The organism is Luteimonas sp. 100069 (assembly GCF_003813845.1).
In the GTDB taxonomy this organism is placed as follows: domain Bacteria; phylum Pseudomonadota; class Gammaproteobacteria; order Xanthomonadales; family Xanthomonadaceae; genus Luteimonas; species Luteimonas chenhongjianii.
In genome coordinates this window covers 1,026,610-1,043,730 of the sequence record NZ_RPFN01000001.1, presented here as the reverse complement: position 1 = coordinate 1,043,730, position 17,121 = coordinate 1,026,610, and the positions used below count along the sequence as shown (strand labels likewise).

Here is a 17,121-nt window from a genome sequence, read left to right as displayed (position 1 = left end):
ACAGCCGTGTATACAGATGTACATTAATAGTCGCTGCTATGCTGGCAGCCCATCTCCCCGACGGCCGCCCGTGACCGCCAGCTCTCCCGAACCCGCCAGCGGCGTGCCTGTACCCGGCGTCGTCGACAGTCAGGCCGGACGCAAACCGACGATCGTCCGCGAGGATCTGATCGCCGCCGCGCTGCGCCTGACCGGGGCGCATCGCAGCGTGTCCACCCTGAGCCTGCGCGAGGTCGCGCGCGAGGCCGGCATCGCGCCCAACAGCTTCTACCGCCAGTTCCACGACATGGACGAGCTGGCGGTTGAGCTGATCGATCTGGCCGGTGAATCACTGCGCAGGATCGTCGGCGACGCGCGCAGGCGCGCGGTGTCGGGGCGCAGCGTCGTCCGCGGTTCGCTCGAGGCGTTCATGGAGCGCCTGCGCGCCGACGACAAACTGCTGCACGTGCTGCTGCGCGAAGGCACGGTGGGATCGGATGCGTTCAAGCGCGCAGTCGACCGGCAACTGCTGTTCTTCGAAGAGGAACTGCATGCCGACCTGGTGCGGATCGCCGCGGCCCAGGGCCTCGTCTTCCACGAACCCGGCCTGGTCGCGCGGGCGATCACCCGGCTGGTGTTCGCCATGGGCGGTACCGCGCTCGACTCGCCGCCCGATCGCGACGCGGCGCTGGTCGACGAGCTCTCGCACATGATCCGCATGCTGCTGCGCGGCGCCCACGCAATGGGCCGGGCGCGGCGCAAACGCTAGCCACGGGCCGGGCCCGGCCCACCCGCGCAGGCACGCGGCGGCTCGGTCGCGTTCAGCGGAGTTCGAACCTGTCTGCGTCCAGCATCGCCGGGAAGTGTTCCCGGTGCGCTGCAAGCTGTTCTGCCGACAGGGTCGTCGTCGAGACGACTTCCATGTCAGTCGATTCACTCAGCGGGTGCCCCAGCATGTCCAGTACCGCGCTGTCGCCGGCATAGGCCAGGCCGTTGCCGTCGGTGCCCACGCGGTTGACGCCGACGATAAAGCAGAGATTTTCGATCGCGCGGGCGCGCAGCAGGGTCTTCCATGCGTATGCGCGCGCGGCCGGCCAGTTGGCGACGAACAGCTGCAGGTCGAAATCCATGCCGCCGGGGCGTTCGACGTCGAAGCGGTTGCGACAGAACACCGGGAAGCGCAGGTCGTAGCAGACCTGCGGATTGATCCGCCAGCCCCTCCATTCCACCGTCAGGCGCTCGCGCCCGGCAGCGTAGCGCTTGTGTTCGTTGGCATAACGGAACAGGTGCCGCTTGTCGTACCACTGCAGGGCGCCATCGGGCGTGGCCCACAGCATGCGGTTGTAAACGCGATCGCCGTCGCGCAGCTGCACGCTGCCGGTGACGGCGGCATCGAGCGCCGCCGCCTGCGCGCGCACCCATGCGACCGTGGGGCCGTCCATGTCCTCGGCGCGGTCGATGGCCTCGTTGCTGAAGCCGCTGGTGAAGGTTTCCGGCAGCACCACCAGATCGGTCAGGCCGCGCAGTGGCGCGATCAGATCGCCGTAGTAGTCGCGGTTGCCCACCGGATCATGCCAAAGGGTGGCCCCCTGGACGGTCGAGACGCGAAGGTTCTGCATGAGTGTTCCGGGGGTGTTGGCGGCCTTCGATTCTCGTCCGCCGGCCCGTTCTGCTCAACCGGCCGCGATTGGCGCGGGCGCGTGGCTTCGCATGGACCGCCGCGCCCCTCAGGCTGCGCCCTTCCCAGCCTTTGCCGGCCGCACCGGTGCGGGAGCCGGTTCCCAGCCGAACACGCTGCGACCGCCGTAGCGATGCGAATTGCGGTGCTCCTCGTCCAGGAAGGCCGCCAATGACGGCCCGGTCGCACTGCCCTCGAGCGCACGCGATTGCGCATCGAGCCGACGCAGCGCGGCCATGCGCTCGTCGTTGCCGAGCTTGGCCTGCGTGACCGCATGCTTGAGTACCCCGATGGTGCGATCGAGCACGCGCGTAGGTACCGGGAACGGGTGCCGGTCCTTGCCCCCATGCGCCAGCGAGAACCGCGCCGGATCAGTGAAGCGGCATGGCGTCCCGTGCACCACCTCGGCGACCAGCGCCAGCGCCTGCACCGTGCGCGCACCGACACCCGGGACCTCGAGCAGGTGTTCGAAATCGCGCGGACCGGCCTCGGCCGCGGCGGCCAGTGCGCCGTGCAGGCGTCGCAACACGATATCGCCGGCGCGCACGTCGTGGTGGCCGGGCATCGACAGATGCGGCTGCAGGGGCGCGGCGAAGAGGTCGCCAGTCTGCGGCGCAGTCACCGCTGGCGCAGGCACGCCTTCCAGCTGCTGGATGGTGCGGGTGAGCCGGGTCGCGCCTTCATCCCGCAGCAGCGCGACCTGCGCCTCCCGGGCCGCCGCGGCGCGGCGATCCGCCAGGTTCACGATGCGCCCCTGCCCCGGCCCGTCGATGGCCGCGTGCGGCGCATCGACGAAGCTTTCCAGCCCGTCGGAGAGCCAGTGGTATCGGCGCGCCTGTTGCCGCGCGCCGTGCATGCCCTGCTGGATCACCACCCATTGCCCGTCGTCGGCGACGATGAAGCCGTGCAGGTAGAGGTCGAACCCGTCCTGCACCGCCGCGCTGTCGACCTTGGCCACCAGCCGGCTGGTGCGCGCCAGCGCCGCGCCGTCGAGCCCGGTGCGCATGCCCACTGCGTGCAGCTCGTCCGGCGTGGCCCGCGAATGCCGGCCGCGCCCTCCGCAGACATGGATGCCCAGTTCGTCGGACAACGGCGCCAGCCCGCGCTTGAGCGCGCCGATCACGCTGGTCGTGATGCCCGACGAATGCCAGTCCATGCCCATGACGGCGCCGAAACTCTGGAACCAGAACGGATGCGCCAGCCGTCGCAGCAGTTCGGCGCGACCGTACTCGAGCACGATGGCCTGGCACAGCACGGCGCCCAGCCGGGTCATGCGCTGTCCAAGCCACGCGGGCACGCGCCCGCCGTGGAGGGGAAGATCGGCGCTGCCGCTGCGTCGTGACATCGCCGGAGCATCGCGCAACCGCGTCTCGCCGGATGAGACGGCGCGGTTGCAAGCGGCAGATGGGACCGCGCCGATGCAGGGCTCTGCAAACTCTGCAGGGGCTTCCGCCTGGAACGGATATCCGGGACGCGGATGTCCGGCACCCGGAGATGCCGGACGCCCTGCCGTAGCGGCTAGGGCGCGGCGCCGCCCGTGGCTTTGCGCTCGGCGATGAAGCGCCGCACCTCTTCTTCGAGCACCGGCAGCGGGACCGAGCCGAGGCTGAGGATGGTGTCGTGGAAAGGCCGCTGGTCGAACGCCGGGCCGAGCTCGCGCTCGGCCTCCGCGCGCAGGTCGAGGATGGTCCGGTAGCCGATGTAGTACGACAGCGCCTGGCCGGGCCAGGAGATGTAGCGGTCCACCTCGGTCACCACGTCGTGGCGCGCCAGCGCGGTATGGCTGGCGAGATAGTCGATCGCCTGCTCACGCGTCCACCCGTACTCGTGCAGGCCGGTGTCGATGACCAGGCGGGCGGCGCGCCACATCTCGAACGTCAGCCGACCGAACTCCTCGTATGGCGTGCCGTAGATGCCCATGCGTGTGCCGAGCCACTCGGTGTACAGGCCCCAACCTTCGCCGTAACCGGAGAAGTAGGTCTGCTGGCGGAAGTCCGGCCGGGCAGGTGCTTCCAGCGCAAGCGCGGCCTGGAAGCTGTGTCCGGGCGCGCATTCGTGCAATACCAGCGCCGGCAGGTTGTAGAGCGGGCGCGACGGCAGGTCGTAGGTGTTGAAGTAGCACGCATCCAGTCCGCCACGGCCGGAGGTGTAGATCGGCGCGATGTCGTCGGCCACCGGCAGGATCGTGAAGCGGTAACGCGGCAGCGTGCCGACCAGATACTGCAGCTGGCCGTCGATCTTCTTGGCGATCAGCGATGCCTCACCGAGCAACTGGCGCGGCGTGGCGGCGTAGAACTGTGGATCGCTGCGCAGGAACTCGATGAACTGCGCGAGCGTGCCATCGAAGCCGGCGCGCTGCTTCACCGCCTCCATCTCCGCGCTGATGCGCGCGACTTCCGCCAGGCCCAGATCGTGTATCTCCCGCGCGCTCATGTCGCGGGTCACGTACTCGCGGATCTGGCTCTGATAGAACGCGCGGCCCTCGGGCAGTTCGCTGGCGGCGGTCGTGGTGCGCGTGCGCGGCAGGTATTCGCTGCGGATGAACTGCAGCAGCTTGGCGTAGGCCGGGATCGTCTGCATCTGCACCACCCGCCGGCCTTCCTCGCGCAGCCGGCTCCGTACCGGTTCCGGGATGCTGGGCGGAATGCGATCGAACGTCGCCAGCAGCGGGTTTGCATCGCCGCTCTGCACGTAGGGCTCGAGCGTGGTGTCGCGGCCGTCCAGCGTCACCCGCGGCACGCTCCATCCACGCGCCAGTCCGCGCTCCATGTTCGCGATCTGCTCGTCGAAGTAACGCGGTACGTCGGAAAGGCGGCCGATGAAGCGGCGCCAGTCGGCCTCGGTCTGGAACGGCTGGCTCGGATTGATGTAGCCCCAGAAGAAGCTGTCGCTGTTGAACGGCGCCTCGAAGGTGCGCCAGCGGGCATTGGCTTCGCTGGCCTCGAGCGACGCGCGGAACACGGCGGCGTTGATCCGTTCTTCGCGCCCGAGCTGGTCGAGGGGGATCGCGTCGAGCGCGTCGAGCGTTTCTTTCCAGTACGCCGCGCGCCGCGCCCAGGCTTCCGGTGTCACCGACGGCATGCGGCCACTGCTCTGCCAGCGCCCGCCCACCTTCTCGCGCATGAACTCCGTCTGCCGCCACTCCCATTCGCGCGTGTAGAGATCGCGCAAGGCGTTCTCGGCGACGTTCGCGGGCGGCGCCAGCGTCGGCGGCGGCGCCTCCTGCGCAGCAGCCGCGAGCGGCAAAACGCCCAGGGCAAACGACAACGACAGCACCAGACGGGACAGCGTCGGAAGACGACGCGCGGACAATGACATCAGCAACTCCTGCGGTTTTTCAGGGAATGGCCACACTCGGCGACCGGCCAGCATGACCGGATCGCAACGCCCGCGCATGTGGCAGTCGGCATACACGGCCCGCGCATCCGGCGTGCGTATCGGCCGGGTTCCCGACGCAGTACTCACGACCCGCACGCGACCCTCGACGCGAGCGTTTCCGGAGGATCCATGGCCCCATCGCCTTACCCCACTCGCGCACAGACGCGCTCCCCCCGCATCGGTCCGCAGCGCGGACACGCGCCGCAATGACCGTCCCGGCGGTAGTCGCAGTAGTTGCCGAGCAAGGCCGGGCGGTCGCTGATGCGGAATCCCGCCGACCCGCGCGGGCGGAGCCGGCGTGATGGCCGATGCCACCGACCCCTTGGCCTGCGGGCCGGGACGCTTTCCCGACGGCAATCCCGCCGCCGTGCTGCGCACAGCGCTCGACGCACTCCAGGCAGGTCGACGTCCGGTGCTGGCGATCGTCGTGGAGACCATGGGCTCGACCTACGCAGCCTGCGGCACACTCGCGCTGTTCGGGGATGCGCCGCGCACGGGATGGATCAGCGGCGGCTGCGTCGAACCGGACATCGCCCGGGCGGCTGCGGCCGCGGCGGACTCACGCACGATCGAATGGCTGGAGATCGACACCCTCGATGACGAGGCGATGTTCTCGGGATCGGCGCAGGGATGCCGGGGCCAGCAGCTCCTCGCGCTGCTGCCGCTGGCCGCGCTGCCGGGCGCGGAGCATGCGATGCAGGCCTGGCTCGGTGGTGCCTGCACCCTGCTGATGACGCTGCAGATGGACGGCGCCGTGCACCTGCGCCTCGACGGCCGCGCCTGGTCGTGGACACTGCGCCCCGGCAATGCCCCCGAGCGCGCACGACAGGACTGGACACTGGCCCTGCCGCGGGCGCCCAAGGCCCTGATCCTCGGCGCGGGCCCGGAGATGCCCGCGCTGGCGCCGCTGCTGCACTCGCTGGGCTGGCGGGTCATGGTCTGCGAGCATCGCGCACGCTGGCGCGAGGCTGCCGGCACGGGCTTTCCGATCCTCGACCTGCCGCCCGAGGACGCCGTGGCGGCGCACCCCGATACCGATGTCGCCCTCGTCATGCATCACGGCTTCGAGGCCGACCGTGATGCGCTGGCCACGCTGGCGGGTACGCCGATTCCGTGGATCGGCCTGCTGGGCCCGGAGCGCCGCCGCGCGGACCTGTTCAAGCTGCTGCGCGCGCCCGAGCGGGAGGCCCTCGCCGGACGGCTCCACTCCCCGGTGGGCCTGCCCGGCTGTGGTCGCGGGCCCGAAGCGATCGCGCTGAGCATTGCCGCGCAGTTGCAGCAGTGGCGCGGCGCACAGCAGCGGCCGTAGGCAGCGCGCGGCGTCCGGCGCGCGGACGCCGCATGGGTGGCTGCGTCGCATTGACCGGCTGCCAACACGCCTGCCGGCATCCTCGGTCGCTTGCACGCCCACGCACGCCAGCCCTCGAGCCAGCCCCAGGAGTGTCCATGTCGCCCCTCACCCGCCGCGAAGTGCTCAAGGCCGGCGCCACGTCAGCCGGCGCAGTCGCTCTGCCTTCAGTCGCCCAGGCGGCCAACTCCGCGGCCTCGCCCGCGCCTGCTCGCCCTCCGGTCCGGCAGCGCGTTGCACTCGAGGTCAATGGCCGACAGGTCGAACGCGAGGTCGACACCCGGACCACGCTGCTCGATCTGCTGCGCGAGGAGCTGCAGATCACCGGCACCAAGAAGGGTTGCGACCATGGCCAGTGCGGCGCCTGCACGACGATCGTCGACGGCAGGCGCATCAACAGCTGCCTGTCGCTCGCGGTGATGAACGAAGGTGCGCGGGTGACGACGATCGAAGGTCTCGGCACGCCGGGCCGGCTGCATCCGATGCAGGCCGCGTTCGTGAAGCATGACGGCTACCAGTGCGGCTACTGCACGCCCGGCCAGATCTGCTCGGCGGTGGCGGTACTCGACGAGATCCGCGACGGCATTCCGAGCCACGTCACCGCCGACCTCACCGCCCCGCCGGCGCTGGAGAGCGCCGAGATCCGCGAGCGGATGAGCGGGAACCTGTGCCGCTGCGGCGCCTACGCCAACATCCTCGATGCGATCGAGGACGTGGCCGGCAACACCCGCCGTGGAGCCGACGCATGAGGGCGTTCGGCTTCGAACGCGCCGCCACTCCGGCCGCCGCCGCGGCCGCCGCGGCGCGCAACCCGGGCGCGAAGTTCATCGCCGGCGGCACCAATCTGCTCGACCTGATGAAGCTGGAGATCGAGACGCCGGCGCACCTGATCGACGTCAACGCGCTCGGGCTCGATTCCATCGAATCGACCGACGAAGGCGGGCTGCGCATCGGTGCGCTGGTGCGCAACACCGACCTCGCATCCGACGAGCGCGTGCGCGCGGACTATCCGCTGCTGTCGCGCGCCCTGCTCGCCGGCGCGTCGGGTCAGCTGCGCAACCGCGCGACCACCGCCGGCAACCTGCTGCAGCGCACGCGCTGTCCGTATTTCTACGACACCGACCAGCCGTGCAACAAACGCCTGCCGGGCAGCGGCTGCGGCGCGCGCGACGGCTACAGCCGCCAGCTGGCGATCATCGGCCACAGCCCCGACTGCATCGCCACCCATCCGGGCGACATGCCCGTCGCCATGCGCGCGCTCGATGCGGTGGTCGAAACCGTGAGTGCGGACGGTGGCACGCGTCGGATCGCACTCCACGATTTCTACCTGGCGCCCGGCAATACCCCACAGCGCGAAACCGTGCTCGAGGCCGGCGAACTGATCACGGCGGTGCTCCTGCCGCCGCCGGTCGGCGGGCGCCAGGTCTACCGCAAGGTGCGCGACCGCGCGTCGTATGCATTCGCGCTGGTTTCGGTGGCGCTGATCCTGCAGGACGACGGCAGCGGGCGTGTCGCGGTAGGCGGCGTCGCGCACAAGCCCTGGCGACGGGCGGAGGCCGATGCCGAGCTGCCACGCGGTGCCGCAGCCGTGGCATTGCGCCTGTTCGAAGGTGCCGCGCCCACCGAAGACAACCGCTTCAAGCTGAGCCTCGCCGAGCGCGCGCTCGCTGCGGCGCTTGCCGATGCAGAGGCCAGCGCATGAAGTTCGACACGCCCGCAGGCGCCAACCCGATCGACCGCATGCGCGTGGTCGGCCAGCCGCTGGACCGTATCGACGGCCCGCGCAAGGTCACCGGCACCGCGACCTACGCCTACGAATGGCACGACGTCGCCGAGCGCGCCGCCTACGGTCACGTGGTGGGCGCCGGGATCGCCAAGGGGCGTCTCGCCTCCATCGACATCTCTGCCGCGGAGCGCGCGCCGGGCGTCATCGCCGTGGTCACTGCTGCAAACGCCGGACCGCTCGGCAAGGGCAAGAAGAACACCGCCAGCCTGCTTGGCGGCCCGCAGATCGAGCATTACCACCAGGCGATCGCGCTGATCGTCGCCGAGACCTTCGAGCAGGCGCGCGCCGCGGCCGGCCTGGTCCGCGTGGCGTATGTGCGCGAGCCCGGGCGCTATTCGCTGACACGGGAAACACCCCATGCAGTCACACCGCAGGAAAGCGAGATTCCACCCGATTCGGAAGTCGGCGATTTCGAAGGTGCGTTCGCCGCGGCCGAGATCACGCTCGACGCCACCTACACCACGCCCGACCAGTCGCATTCGATGATGGAACCGATGGCGAGCCTCGCGGACTGGGACGGCGACCGGCTCACGGTGTGGACCTCGTCGCAGATGATCGACTGGTGGCGCAGCGACCTCGCCCGCACCCTGGGCATCCATGCCGACAAGGTGCGCGTCGTCTCGCCCTATATCGGCGGCGGTTTCGGCGCCAAGCTCTTCCTGCGCGCGGACGCCGTGCTCGCGGCGCTGGGCGCACGTGCCGCCAAGCGCCCGGTGAAGGTCGCGCTGCACCGGCCGCTGATTCCCAACAACACCACCCATCGCCCCGCCACGGAGCAGCGCATCCGCATCGGCGCCTCCCGCGACGGCACCATCACCGCGATCGGCCATGAAAGCTGGTCCGGGGACCTGGCGGGCGGCGGCCCGGAGCCTGCCGTCCAGCAGACCCGCCTGCTCTACGCGGGCGAGCACCGCATGAGCAGGCTACGCCTGGCCACGCTCGATCTGCCCGAGGGCAACGCCATGCGCGCGCCCGGCGAGACGCCCGGGATGATGGCGCTGGAAATCGCCATGGACGAGATGGCCGACAGGCTCGGCATGGATCCGGTGGAGTTCCGCATCCGCAACGACACCCAGGTCGATCCCGAGCAGCCCGGGCGACCGTTCTCGCAGCGGCAGTTCGTGGAATGCCTGCGCCAGGGCGCGGCAAGGTTCGGCTGGGCGCGGCGCAAGCCGCACGGCAGCGTGCGCGAGGGCCGCTGGCTGGTCGGCATGGGCATGGCGGCCGGTTTCCGCAACGCGCCGGTGATGAAGTCCGGGGCGCGCGCGCGCCTGGACGGCGATGGCCGGGTCACCATCGAAACCGACATGACCGACATCGGCACCGGCAGCTACACGATCATCGCCCAGACCGCGGCCGAGACGATGGGCCTGCCTGTCGAGGCGATCGAGGTGCGGCTCGGCGACTCGGATTTCCCGGTGTCCGCCGGCTCCGGCGGCCAATGGGGCGCCAACAGCGCCACCGCAGGCGTCTACGCAGCCTGCATGAAGCTGCGCGAGGTCGTCGCCACGCGCCTGGAACTCGATCCCTCGACGGCCGAGTTCTTCGATGGGCGCGTGCATGCGGACGGGCGATCGGTGCCACTGGGCGAGGCGGCAGGCGACGGCCAGATCGTGGTCCAGGACGCCATCGAGTTCGGCGATCTCGACGAGTGCAAACAGATCAGCACCTTCGCCGCCCATTTCGTCGAAGTGGCTGTCGATGCGCTGACCGGCGAGACGCGCGTGCGGCGCATGCTTGCGGTCTGCGCCGCGGGCCGCATCCTCAATCCCAAGCAGGCGCGCAGCCAAGTGATCGGCGCGATGACGATGGGCGTGGGCGCGGCGCTGTGCGAGGAACTGGTTGTCGACGATGGCCGGGGCTTCTTCGTCAACCACGACCTGACCAGCTATGAAGTGCCGGTGCATGCCGACATCCCCGAGCAGGACGTCGTGTTCCTGGACGAGGCCGACGCGGACAGTTCACCGATGAAGGCCAAGGGCGTTGGCGAACTGGGCCTGTGCGGCGTGCCAGCGGCCATCGCCAATGCGATCCACAACGCGACCGGCATCCGCGTGCGCGACTACCCGATCACGCTCGACAAGCTCATCGATCACCTGCCCGGCGCCGCCTGATCCAGCGCTGAAGTGGTCGCGTGCGAATGCGTATGCACCGGCACTGCACCGCGGTGCCCTCGCCCGCCGGAGACAGATTGGCGCGAGGAGCGGCCATCGTGATCCAGCTCCGGGCCTGGTGCGCACCGGACCCGCCTGGCAGGACCACAAGGCGGGCTTCACACCGCGGGCAGCGGCAGGCTCAATCCACTGATCGGCGCATTCCGGGTCGACCGCGATGCTCGTGCCAAGCGCTGCGGCAGCGATCGCGCAAACCGCTAAAGCATCTCGACCGATGTCGCCCGGACGAGCACCTGGTCCTGCCGGAAGCGCTGCTCGAGCGTGCTGCGGTATTTGGCCCACCAGTCGCGGTCGACAATGTCGGTCATGGTCTCGAAAAGGACCACGTCATCGCGCTGGACCTCGCCATCGGCGTCTTCCCAGTCGCCGCGTGCCGGCGCACGGGCATAGGCCGTGGCCCCGCCGAAACGATCGGTCAGCTCGCGCCGCACGGTGTCGAACATCTCGCGTTCGAAACCTCTGCCGGCATTGTCGTAGAGGGGAAGAAACAACTGGATCAGGTGCATGGTGCAGCCCTCATGGCATCAGGCCCGGAACCTCGCCGCTGATCTCGCGGGCGAGAAAGCCCACCAGCCCCAGCCGTCGCGACAGCCGCGCGCCGGCCTTCGCGTGGAGATGCACGCCCCAGACGGCCGCCTGCTCCGGTGTCGCCCCGCGCGCAGCGAGACCGGCGATCAGCCCGGCCAGCACGTCGCCCGATCCGGATGTCCCCAGCCCCACACTGCCGGCGGTGTTGATCCACATGCGCCCGTCCGGCGCGGCGATATGCGTGGTCGGGCCCTTGAGCGCCAGCACGATGCCCCAGACCTGCGCGCATTCGCGGGCGATCCGCGCCGCGTCCGCCGCGATCGCGTCCTCGTCGGTGTCGAGCAATGCGGCCATCTCGCCTGCGTGCGGGGTCAGCACCAGCGTCGCGCTGCTGCGTCGGCGGCTCTCGCCACGCAGCGCGGCTAGATCGAGTGCGCCCGCGTCCAGCACCACGGTGGACGATGCCGCAGCCAGAACGGAGGCCACGACGCGACGCGTCGCCTCACTGGAGTCCATGCCCGGACCGACCAGCACCGCGCTGGCGTGTCGCACGGCCTCCGCGCCCTCCTGGCCCAGCGTACGGATATTGCCCGACGCATCGCTGGGCAGACCCATCACCTTGCCCTCCGGCAATGCGATCGCCATCGGCAGCGCCGCGTTGCGTGCCGTCGCCACCTGCAGTTTCCCGGCGCCGGCGCGGAGCGCAGCAATGCCCGCCAGCATGGCCGCGCCCGGGATCTGCACGCTGCCGCCGATGACCAGCACCCGGCCACGATCCTCCTTGCTGGTGGAGGCGCGCGGATCGGGCAGCGGCCAGCCTTTGAGCAAAGCGGCATCGACCCTGCGCGGGTCGCCGGTCGCGGCGCCGCGGAGTGCCGCTTTCATCGCGGGCCAGCCGGCGTATCGGACGCCGTGGTCACCGGCGCGCCGGCTTCCTCGAGCGGGAGGGCCAGATTCGCGGTCCGCAGCGTGAACCGGCCTTCGGGATCCTCGCGATCCAGCGCGTACTCGGTGATCGAACAATTGGGCACATCGGCGTTGCGATCGATCTCGAGGATCCGGGCCTCGTCCATGCATTCGAGCAGGTAGCGGAAGCAGTTCACGATGACCTGGTGGGCGACGATCAGCACCCGGTCGCCGACGTGATCGCGGCGCAGCACTTCGGTCACGCTGCGCAGGCGCAGGATCACGTCGCACCAGCTCTCGCCGCCGGGCGGACGGAAGTAGAACTTGCCCACTGCGGCGCGCTGCGCGGCGAGTGCCGGGAATGTCGCGAGGATGCCGGCCACCGTGTAGCGGTCGAGCACGCCGAACTCCTTCTCGCGCAGACGCTCGTCGACGAGGATGTCGCTGCGATCGATCCCGAGCGCATCGGCGACCGGATGCACGGTCTGCTGCGCGCGCACGAAGGTCGAAGTCATGATGACGTTCGGCCGACGCCCCGGCGGCAGGTCCGCGAACCACGCCGCCAGCGCCCGTGACTGGAGATGGCCGAGTTCGGACAGCGGCGTGTCCGCATCGCGGGTGTCGATGTCGATCAGGTGGGTCTGCGCGAGTTCAGCCGCGTCGCGCGCGACGTTCCCTGCGCTCTGGCCATGCCGGACGATCCACAGCTGGTCCGGCCAATCGGTATGGCGGAGACGGGCCATCGCTCAGCGCGGCCCATGCAAGCGATGCGACGTGTCCGAAGGCATCGCATCCGGGCCGGGGCCCTCGGCGCCGGCGGCGACCCAGGCCTGTTTCGCGCGCATGCGGGGTGGCGCGTGATCGAACTTCGTCATCGACATGTCCAGTGGGCGGCAGTGGAGCGTCGCGAGCAGATCGTCAAGGGCGTGCGAATCCCGGCCCGGCGCATGCACGGACGCAGGCGTGGCGGCGCAAGAGCGCCACGCGTCCGCAGCTTCAACCGCCTGCGAGTCCGCCACCTGCGCGGCCCGGCAGCGTGTCCTCGTCGTCATCGGCGTCCGGGTCGAGATCGCCGACTTCACTGTCGATGCCCGCTTTCTGGTCGGGTTCGGGGTGCGGCGCCTGTGTGTCCGGCTGCGGCTTCGTCTCGTCCTGTGGCTTCATGGCTGTGCCCTCGATACTGGGGGCACCGACGCTACCGCGCATGTCGTGAACGCAGCGCGGCTTGCGCGGGGAAACTCCGCGGGGGCCATGGGTCCGCGGCCGCGGCGCACCGCGGGGGGCATCGCCGAATCCTCAGCGCGGCGCCACCGGCCGTTGCAGCGCATGCGGCGCCATCAACTCGACGATCCAGTCGATGAACACCCGCAGCTTCGCGCTGACGTGCCGGTTCGGCGGAAACGCCACCGACATGGGCATCGGCGCGAGCGTCCACTCCTCGAACAGCGGCACCAGCGCGCCGCTGTCCACGTGCGGGCTGGCCATGTAATCGGGTAGCCACAACACACCCAGGCCGGCGAGGCCGGCGGCCAGATAGGCGTTGCCGTCATCCACGGCCACGACATATCGCCCGTGCACGTCGACCGCCTCCGCGCCCCGCCGCATCGCGAACGACAAGGGCCTGCCCGTGCGCTCCCACAGGAAGCCGAGGATGCGGTGCTGCGAGTCTTCGAGTTCGCGCGGATGCGCCGGCGTGCCCATGCGTTGCAGGTATGACGGCGCCGCATGCACGCGCAGCTGCAGATCGCCGACGTGCCGGGCGACCAGCGACTGGTCGGTAATCGTGCCGCCGCGCACCACGCAGTCGACGTTCTCGCCAAGCAGATCGATGCGCCGGTCGCTGACGCCCAGATCGAGCTGGATCTCGGGATAGCGCGCGTGGAAGTCCGGCAATGCCGGCACCAGGATCAACCTCGCGAAGGGGCTGGGCACGTCCACCCGCAGGCGGCCACGCGGCGCGCGCGCCGCGCTCGACAGGCTGGTCTCGGCATCATCGAGGTCGGCCAGCAAGCGCACGACGCGCTCGTAGTACACCGCGCCATCGGCCGTCACCGCCACCCGGCGCGTCGTGCGGTTGAGCAGCCTGACCCGCAGCCGCGCCTCGAGCTGCTGTACCAGCTGGGTCACCGTGGCGCGGCTGATGTGCAGCGTTTCGGCCGCCTTGGTGAAGCTGCCCGCCTCCACCACCCGGGCGAACGCCTGCATCGCGTCGAAACGGTCCATTCGGGGTCCAGCTGCGGGGATTGTTCGCATTCTACGAACAGTGCAGGACGGACCTCCATGTTTATCGCCGGCGCGGGGCGCAACAGACTGGATCGATCGCAGACACACGGGCCGCACCGGCCCCGAGGAGATATCCATGGCAACACGTGACGTCGTTTTCCCCGCTGACCGCCATGCGCTGTACGAGCGCCACCGTTATTCGCCAGCCGTCCGCGCGGACGGGTTCCTGTTCGTCTCGGGGCAGGTCGGCAGCCGCGAAGATGGTTCGCCCGAACCGGAGTTCGAACTGCAGGTACGCCGCGCGTTCGAAAACCTCAACGCCGTGCTGGCGGCGGCCGGTTGCACCTTCGACGACGTGGTCGACGTGACCGTCTTCATGATCGATCCGGCCAGCCGCTTCGAACGCGCCTGGGCGATCGTCCCCGAGTACTGGGGCGCGGCGCCGTTTCCGACCGCGACCGTCGTCGGCGTGACCTGGCTCGCGGGCTTCGACTTCGAGATCAAGGTGGTGGCGAAGCTGCCGGAGGCTGCTGCCAGCTGAGCGCTGGGCGCGGGCGGTTGCTCTCCTCCCCCGCAAGGGAGCCGGAATCGCAGAGTCCCTCTTGTCGAAGGCGCCTTGAACGCACCCTTCCCTCCTCGGGGAAGGCGGTTCGCACGGCCCGAATCCCGCGGCGGCAACGCGCGCCAGTCGCCGCGCCAGGACGACATGGTGGTGCTGACCGGACGATCCACTCGATTGGCGTGACACATCGAACTTCCCGCCACGCTAACGGCGATGGGCCCCGCAGGGCCCATCGTCATCAAGCTTATCTGGCGACCTCAGCCGGCTGGCGGAGGCCCGGCCGTTCCCGGCGGGTTCGCAGGCGTTACCGCCGGCTGCGCAGGTGCGGCGCCGGGCTGCGGCTGAGCAGGCGCTGCCGGCGAACCCTGCGCACCACCCGGCGGTGTGATGCGCCAGATAGTGTTCGACAGATCGTCCGCGACCAGCAGCGCGCCGCGTGGATCGACGGCCACGCCGACCGGGCGGCCGCGCGCCTTGCCATCCTCACCGAGGAAGCCGGTCGCGAAGTCGATCGCTTCACCGGAAGGCCTGCCATCGACGAACGGCACGAACGAGACCTTGTAGCCCACCGGCGGATCACGGTTCCAGCTGCCGTGCTGGCCCACGAACACACCATTGGCGAACTGCGGCCCCATCGCGGGCGTCGAGAACGCCAGACCCAGCGCCGCGACGTGCGAACCGAGCGCATAGTCCGGGGTGATCGCACTGGCAACCTTCTCCGGATCCTGCGGCCGCACGCGTTCGTCGACGTTCTTGCCCCAGTAGCTGTAGGGCCAGCCGTAGAAGCCACCGGGCCGGACGCTGGTCAGGTAGTCGGGCACCAGCTCGCCACCGATCTCGTCACGTTCGTTGACCACCGTCCACAGCTGGTCCATGCCCGGTTGCATCGCGAGTGCAGTGGGATTGCGCAAGCCGGTAGCGAATACGCGGTGGAAGCCGGTCTGTGCATCCACCTGCCAGATCTGCGCGCGGTTCTCCTCCACCGGCAGACCGCGCTCGGTGATGTTGCTGTCCGAACCGATGCCGACGTAGAGATACCGGCCATCGGGGCTGATCGCCAACGACTTGGTCCAGTGGTGATTGATCGCCGAGGGCAGCTTGGTGATCTCCTGCGGCGCACCGTCCGCGGTCACCGCACCAACGGCGTAGGGAAAGCGCAGCAGCGCGTCCTGCGTGGCGACGTAGATCGAACCATCGGCGTAGGCCAGCCCGTACGGAGCATCAAGACCATCGGCGAAGATCGAGCGACCCTCATACGCACCGTCGCCATCAGCGTCGCGCAGCAGGGTCAGACGGTTGCCGCTTTCGACCTGGGTATTGCCTCGCGCCTTGATCACCCCGGCGATGACGTCCTTGGGCGTGAGCTTGGGCGCACGGCCGCCGCGCCCCTCTGCGACCAGGATGTCGCCATTGGGCAGGATCAACATCTGGCGGGGAATCAGCAGGTTGTCTGCGATCGCCTCGATGGTATAGCCCTCCGGCACCTGGGGGCGCTCGTCGCCCCACGCAGCCGGGGGCGAGACCTTGAGCACCGGAAACAGGCCGCGGTGCGGTTTCGGCAAATCGGGCGACGTACCCACATAGGTCTGGTCCGGCGTGCCGCCACAGGCGGCAAGTGCGAGTGCCAACGCCGGCACCAGAGCGCGGCTCAGCAGCGCGGTCCTGCGACCGCTGGATTCGAAGCGCTTCATGCGATCACCTCCCGACGGCGCAGCGTGCCGCCAAGCGCGAACCACAGCGTCGCGACAATCGAGGCCACGCACAGCACCGACCACACCAGCGCCTGGGGCATCTTCTGCCAGGCGTCCATCGCATGGACCAGCGAATTGAGGAAGCCCAGCACGCAGGTCAGCGCGAGCAGGCCGACGTAGATGTAGCGCGCGCGGGTGCGCGCGGTCGGCGTGATCAGGGAGACGAGCGCCCAGACCAGCGCCGGCACCGCAAACACCATCGCCCCGACGAGCAACCATGAGGCGAAGTTGGTCCACTGGATCTGGTAGGTCTTCGCGTAGGCGATGTCGGCGACCAGGGTGCCGAGAAACAGGGGAAATGCGCTGGTGACCAGCAACATGTGCAGAGGGTGCAGCGGCCGGTAGGGCTGCGTCACGACGTCCGGGCGTGTATGCATGGCGGTCTCTTCGACGAAAGGAGCGGCGCGTCAACGAGTGCGCGACCTTGCAGACAGTCGTACATCGGGTCGCAAGAGGCAGTGAATACGGCGGCGCCGGGCCACTCGACGCGGCGCGAGCCGGACTACCGGGAACCATCGCGACCGCTCCCGTCGGCGTCGGGCGGCGCATCGGCAGCAGCAGCGGCTTCGATCACCTGCGGGTTCGCCAAAGGGGATGCGACCCGTCGCCTTCCGGGTGCTCATCCGTTCGCCCCTGAGCGAACCTGAGCCCCTCTCCCCCCGGGAGAGGGGTTGGGGTGAGGGCAACCGATCGCGACACGCTGTGGCGCCTCCCAGAAGCACTTTTTTTGTGCCCCCTACGTTGCTAGGACCGGAGCCCGATGCTTGAGCGCGAGGCCGCTACGGCAGGCCCATGCACGACAGTTCTT

The 17,121-nt window shown here is 69.7% G+C and carries 16 protein-coding genes; 6 read left to right on the top strand and 10 right to left on the bottom strand.

Annotated elements, in window-relative coordinates:
* Positions 1–103 precede the first annotated feature (103 nt).
* Positions 104–748, top strand: a complete 645-nt coding sequence (fabR, locus tag EGK76_RS04625; protein ID WP_233580196.1) for an HTH-type transcriptional repressor FabR — start codon at positions 104–106, stop codon at positions 746–748.
* Between the two features lie 52 nt (positions 749–800).
* Here fabR and EGK76_RS04620 read toward each other — a convergent pair whose 3' ends face one another.
* The 3 genes from EGK76_RS04620 to EGK76_RS04610 all read right to left on the bottom strand — a co-directional run bounded on the left by EGK76_RS04620 (position 801) and on the right by EGK76_RS04610 (position 4,975).
* Positions 801–1,598 carry an amidohydrolase gene (locus EGK76_RS04620; protein ID WP_123831790.1) on the bottom strand — a complete coding sequence of 266 codons (798 nt, stop codon included), beginning with the start codon at positions 1,596–1,598 and terminating at the stop codon, positions 801–803.
* A gap of 108 nt (positions 1,599–1,706) precedes the next feature.
* Positions 1,707–3,002: a DUF763 domain-containing protein gene (locus EGK76_RS04615; RefSeq protein ID WP_123831789.1), complete on the bottom strand. Its 1,296-nt coding sequence runs from the start codon at positions 3,000–3,002 to the stop codon at positions 1,707–1,709.
* 173 nt (positions 3,003–3,175) lie between these two features.
* Positions 3,176–4,975: a DUF885 family protein gene (locus EGK76_RS04610; RefSeq protein ID WP_096298756.1), complete on the bottom strand. Its 1,800-nt coding sequence runs from the start codon at positions 4,973–4,975 to the stop codon at positions 3,176–3,178.
* A gap of 361 nt (positions 4,976–5,336) precedes the next feature.
* Between EGK76_RS04610 and EGK76_RS04605 the strand changes: the two genes are divergently transcribed.
* The 4 genes from EGK76_RS04605 (at position 5,337) to paoC (ending at position 10,283) form a co-directional block, all read left to right on the top strand.
* Positions 5,337–6,344, top strand: a complete 1,008-nt coding sequence (locus EGK76_RS04605; RefSeq protein WP_123831788.1) for an XdhC/CoxI family protein — start codon at positions 5,337–5,339, stop codon at positions 6,342–6,344.
* Between the two features lie 137 nt (positions 6,345–6,481).
* Positions 6,482–7,132, top strand: a complete 651-nt coding sequence (gene paoA / locus EGK76_RS04600) for an aldehyde dehydrogenase iron-sulfur subunit PaoA (RefSeq protein ID WP_123831787.1) — start codon at positions 6,482–6,484, stop codon at positions 7,130–7,132.
* On the top strand, positions 7,129–8,085 hold the full coding sequence (locus EGK76_RS04595) for a xanthine dehydrogenase family protein subunit M (RefSeq protein ID WP_123831786.1): 957 nt from the start codon (positions 7,129–7,131) through the stop codon (positions 8,083–8,085). Before paoA ends, EGK76_RS04595 begins: the two co-directional genes overlap by 4 nt.
* A complete protein-coding gene (gene paoC / locus EGK76_RS04590) occupies positions 8,082–10,283 on the top strand; it encodes an aldehyde oxidoreductase molybdenum-binding subunit PaoC (RefSeq protein WP_123831785.1) in 2,202 nt (733 codons plus the stop codon). The genes EGK76_RS04595 and paoC overlap by 4 nt, the downstream gene beginning before the upstream one ends.
* Positions 10,284–10,540: 257 nt before the next feature.
* On the opposite strand, the gene EGK76_RS04585 is transcribed toward paoC, so the two are convergent.
* The 5 genes from EGK76_RS04585 to EGK76_RS04570 all read right to left on the bottom strand — a co-directional run bounded on the left by EGK76_RS04585 (position 10,541) and on the right by EGK76_RS04570 (position 14,000).
* Entirely contained in the window at positions 10,541–10,849 is a 309-nt protein-coding gene (locus EGK76_RS04585; protein ID WP_096298766.1) for a hypothetical protein, read from the bottom strand.
* 10 nt (positions 10,850–10,859) lie between these two features.
* Positions 10,860–11,756: an NAD(P)H-hydrate dehydratase gene (locus EGK76_RS04580; protein ID WP_096298767.1), complete on the bottom strand. Its 897-nt coding sequence runs from the start codon at positions 11,754–11,756 to the stop codon at positions 10,860–10,862.
* Positions 11,753–12,520, bottom strand: coding sequence for a histidine phosphatase family protein (locus tag EGK76_RS04575; protein WP_096298769.1), 768 nt, complete (start codon positions 12,518–12,520; stop codon positions 11,753–11,755). Before EGK76_RS04575 ends, EGK76_RS04580 begins: the two co-directional genes overlap by 4 nt.
* Before the next feature lie 253 nt (positions 12,521–12,773).
* Positions 12,774–12,941: a hypothetical protein gene (locus EGK76_RS15350; RefSeq protein WP_158613446.1), complete on the bottom strand. Its 168-nt coding sequence runs from the start codon at positions 12,939–12,941 to the stop codon at positions 12,774–12,776.
* Between the two features lie 132 nt (positions 12,942–13,073).
* Entirely contained in the window at positions 13,074–14,000 is a 927-nt protein-coding gene (locus tag EGK76_RS04570) for a LysR family transcriptional regulator (RefSeq protein ID WP_123831784.1), read from the bottom strand.
* Positions 14,001–14,136: 136 nt separating this feature from the next.
* Here EGK76_RS04570 and EGK76_RS04565 point away from each other — a divergent pair, with 136 nt between their 5' ends.
* Positions 14,137–14,541 carry a RidA family protein gene (locus tag EGK76_RS04565; RefSeq protein WP_123831783.1) on the top strand — a complete coding sequence of 135 codons (405 nt, stop codon included), beginning with the start codon at positions 14,137–14,139 and terminating at the stop codon, positions 14,539–14,541.
* A 278-nt stretch (positions 14,542–14,819) separates the two neighbouring features.
* Here EGK76_RS04565 and EGK76_RS04560 read toward each other — a convergent pair whose 3' ends face one another.
* The gene (locus EGK76_RS04560; protein WP_123831782.1) at positions 14,820–16,253 is read right to left on the bottom strand and encodes a sorbosone dehydrogenase family protein; all 1,434 of its coding nucleotides are present in this window, start codon (positions 16,251–16,253) and stop codon (positions 14,820–14,822) included.
* Positions 16,250–16,690 carry a DUF2231 domain-containing protein gene (locus EGK76_RS04555; protein WP_123831781.1) on the bottom strand — a complete coding sequence of 147 codons (441 nt, stop codon included), beginning with the start codon at positions 16,688–16,690 and terminating at the stop codon, positions 16,250–16,252. The genes EGK76_RS04560 and EGK76_RS04555 overlap by 4 nt, the downstream gene beginning before the upstream one ends.
* Positions 16,691–17,121 lie beyond the last annotated feature (431 nt).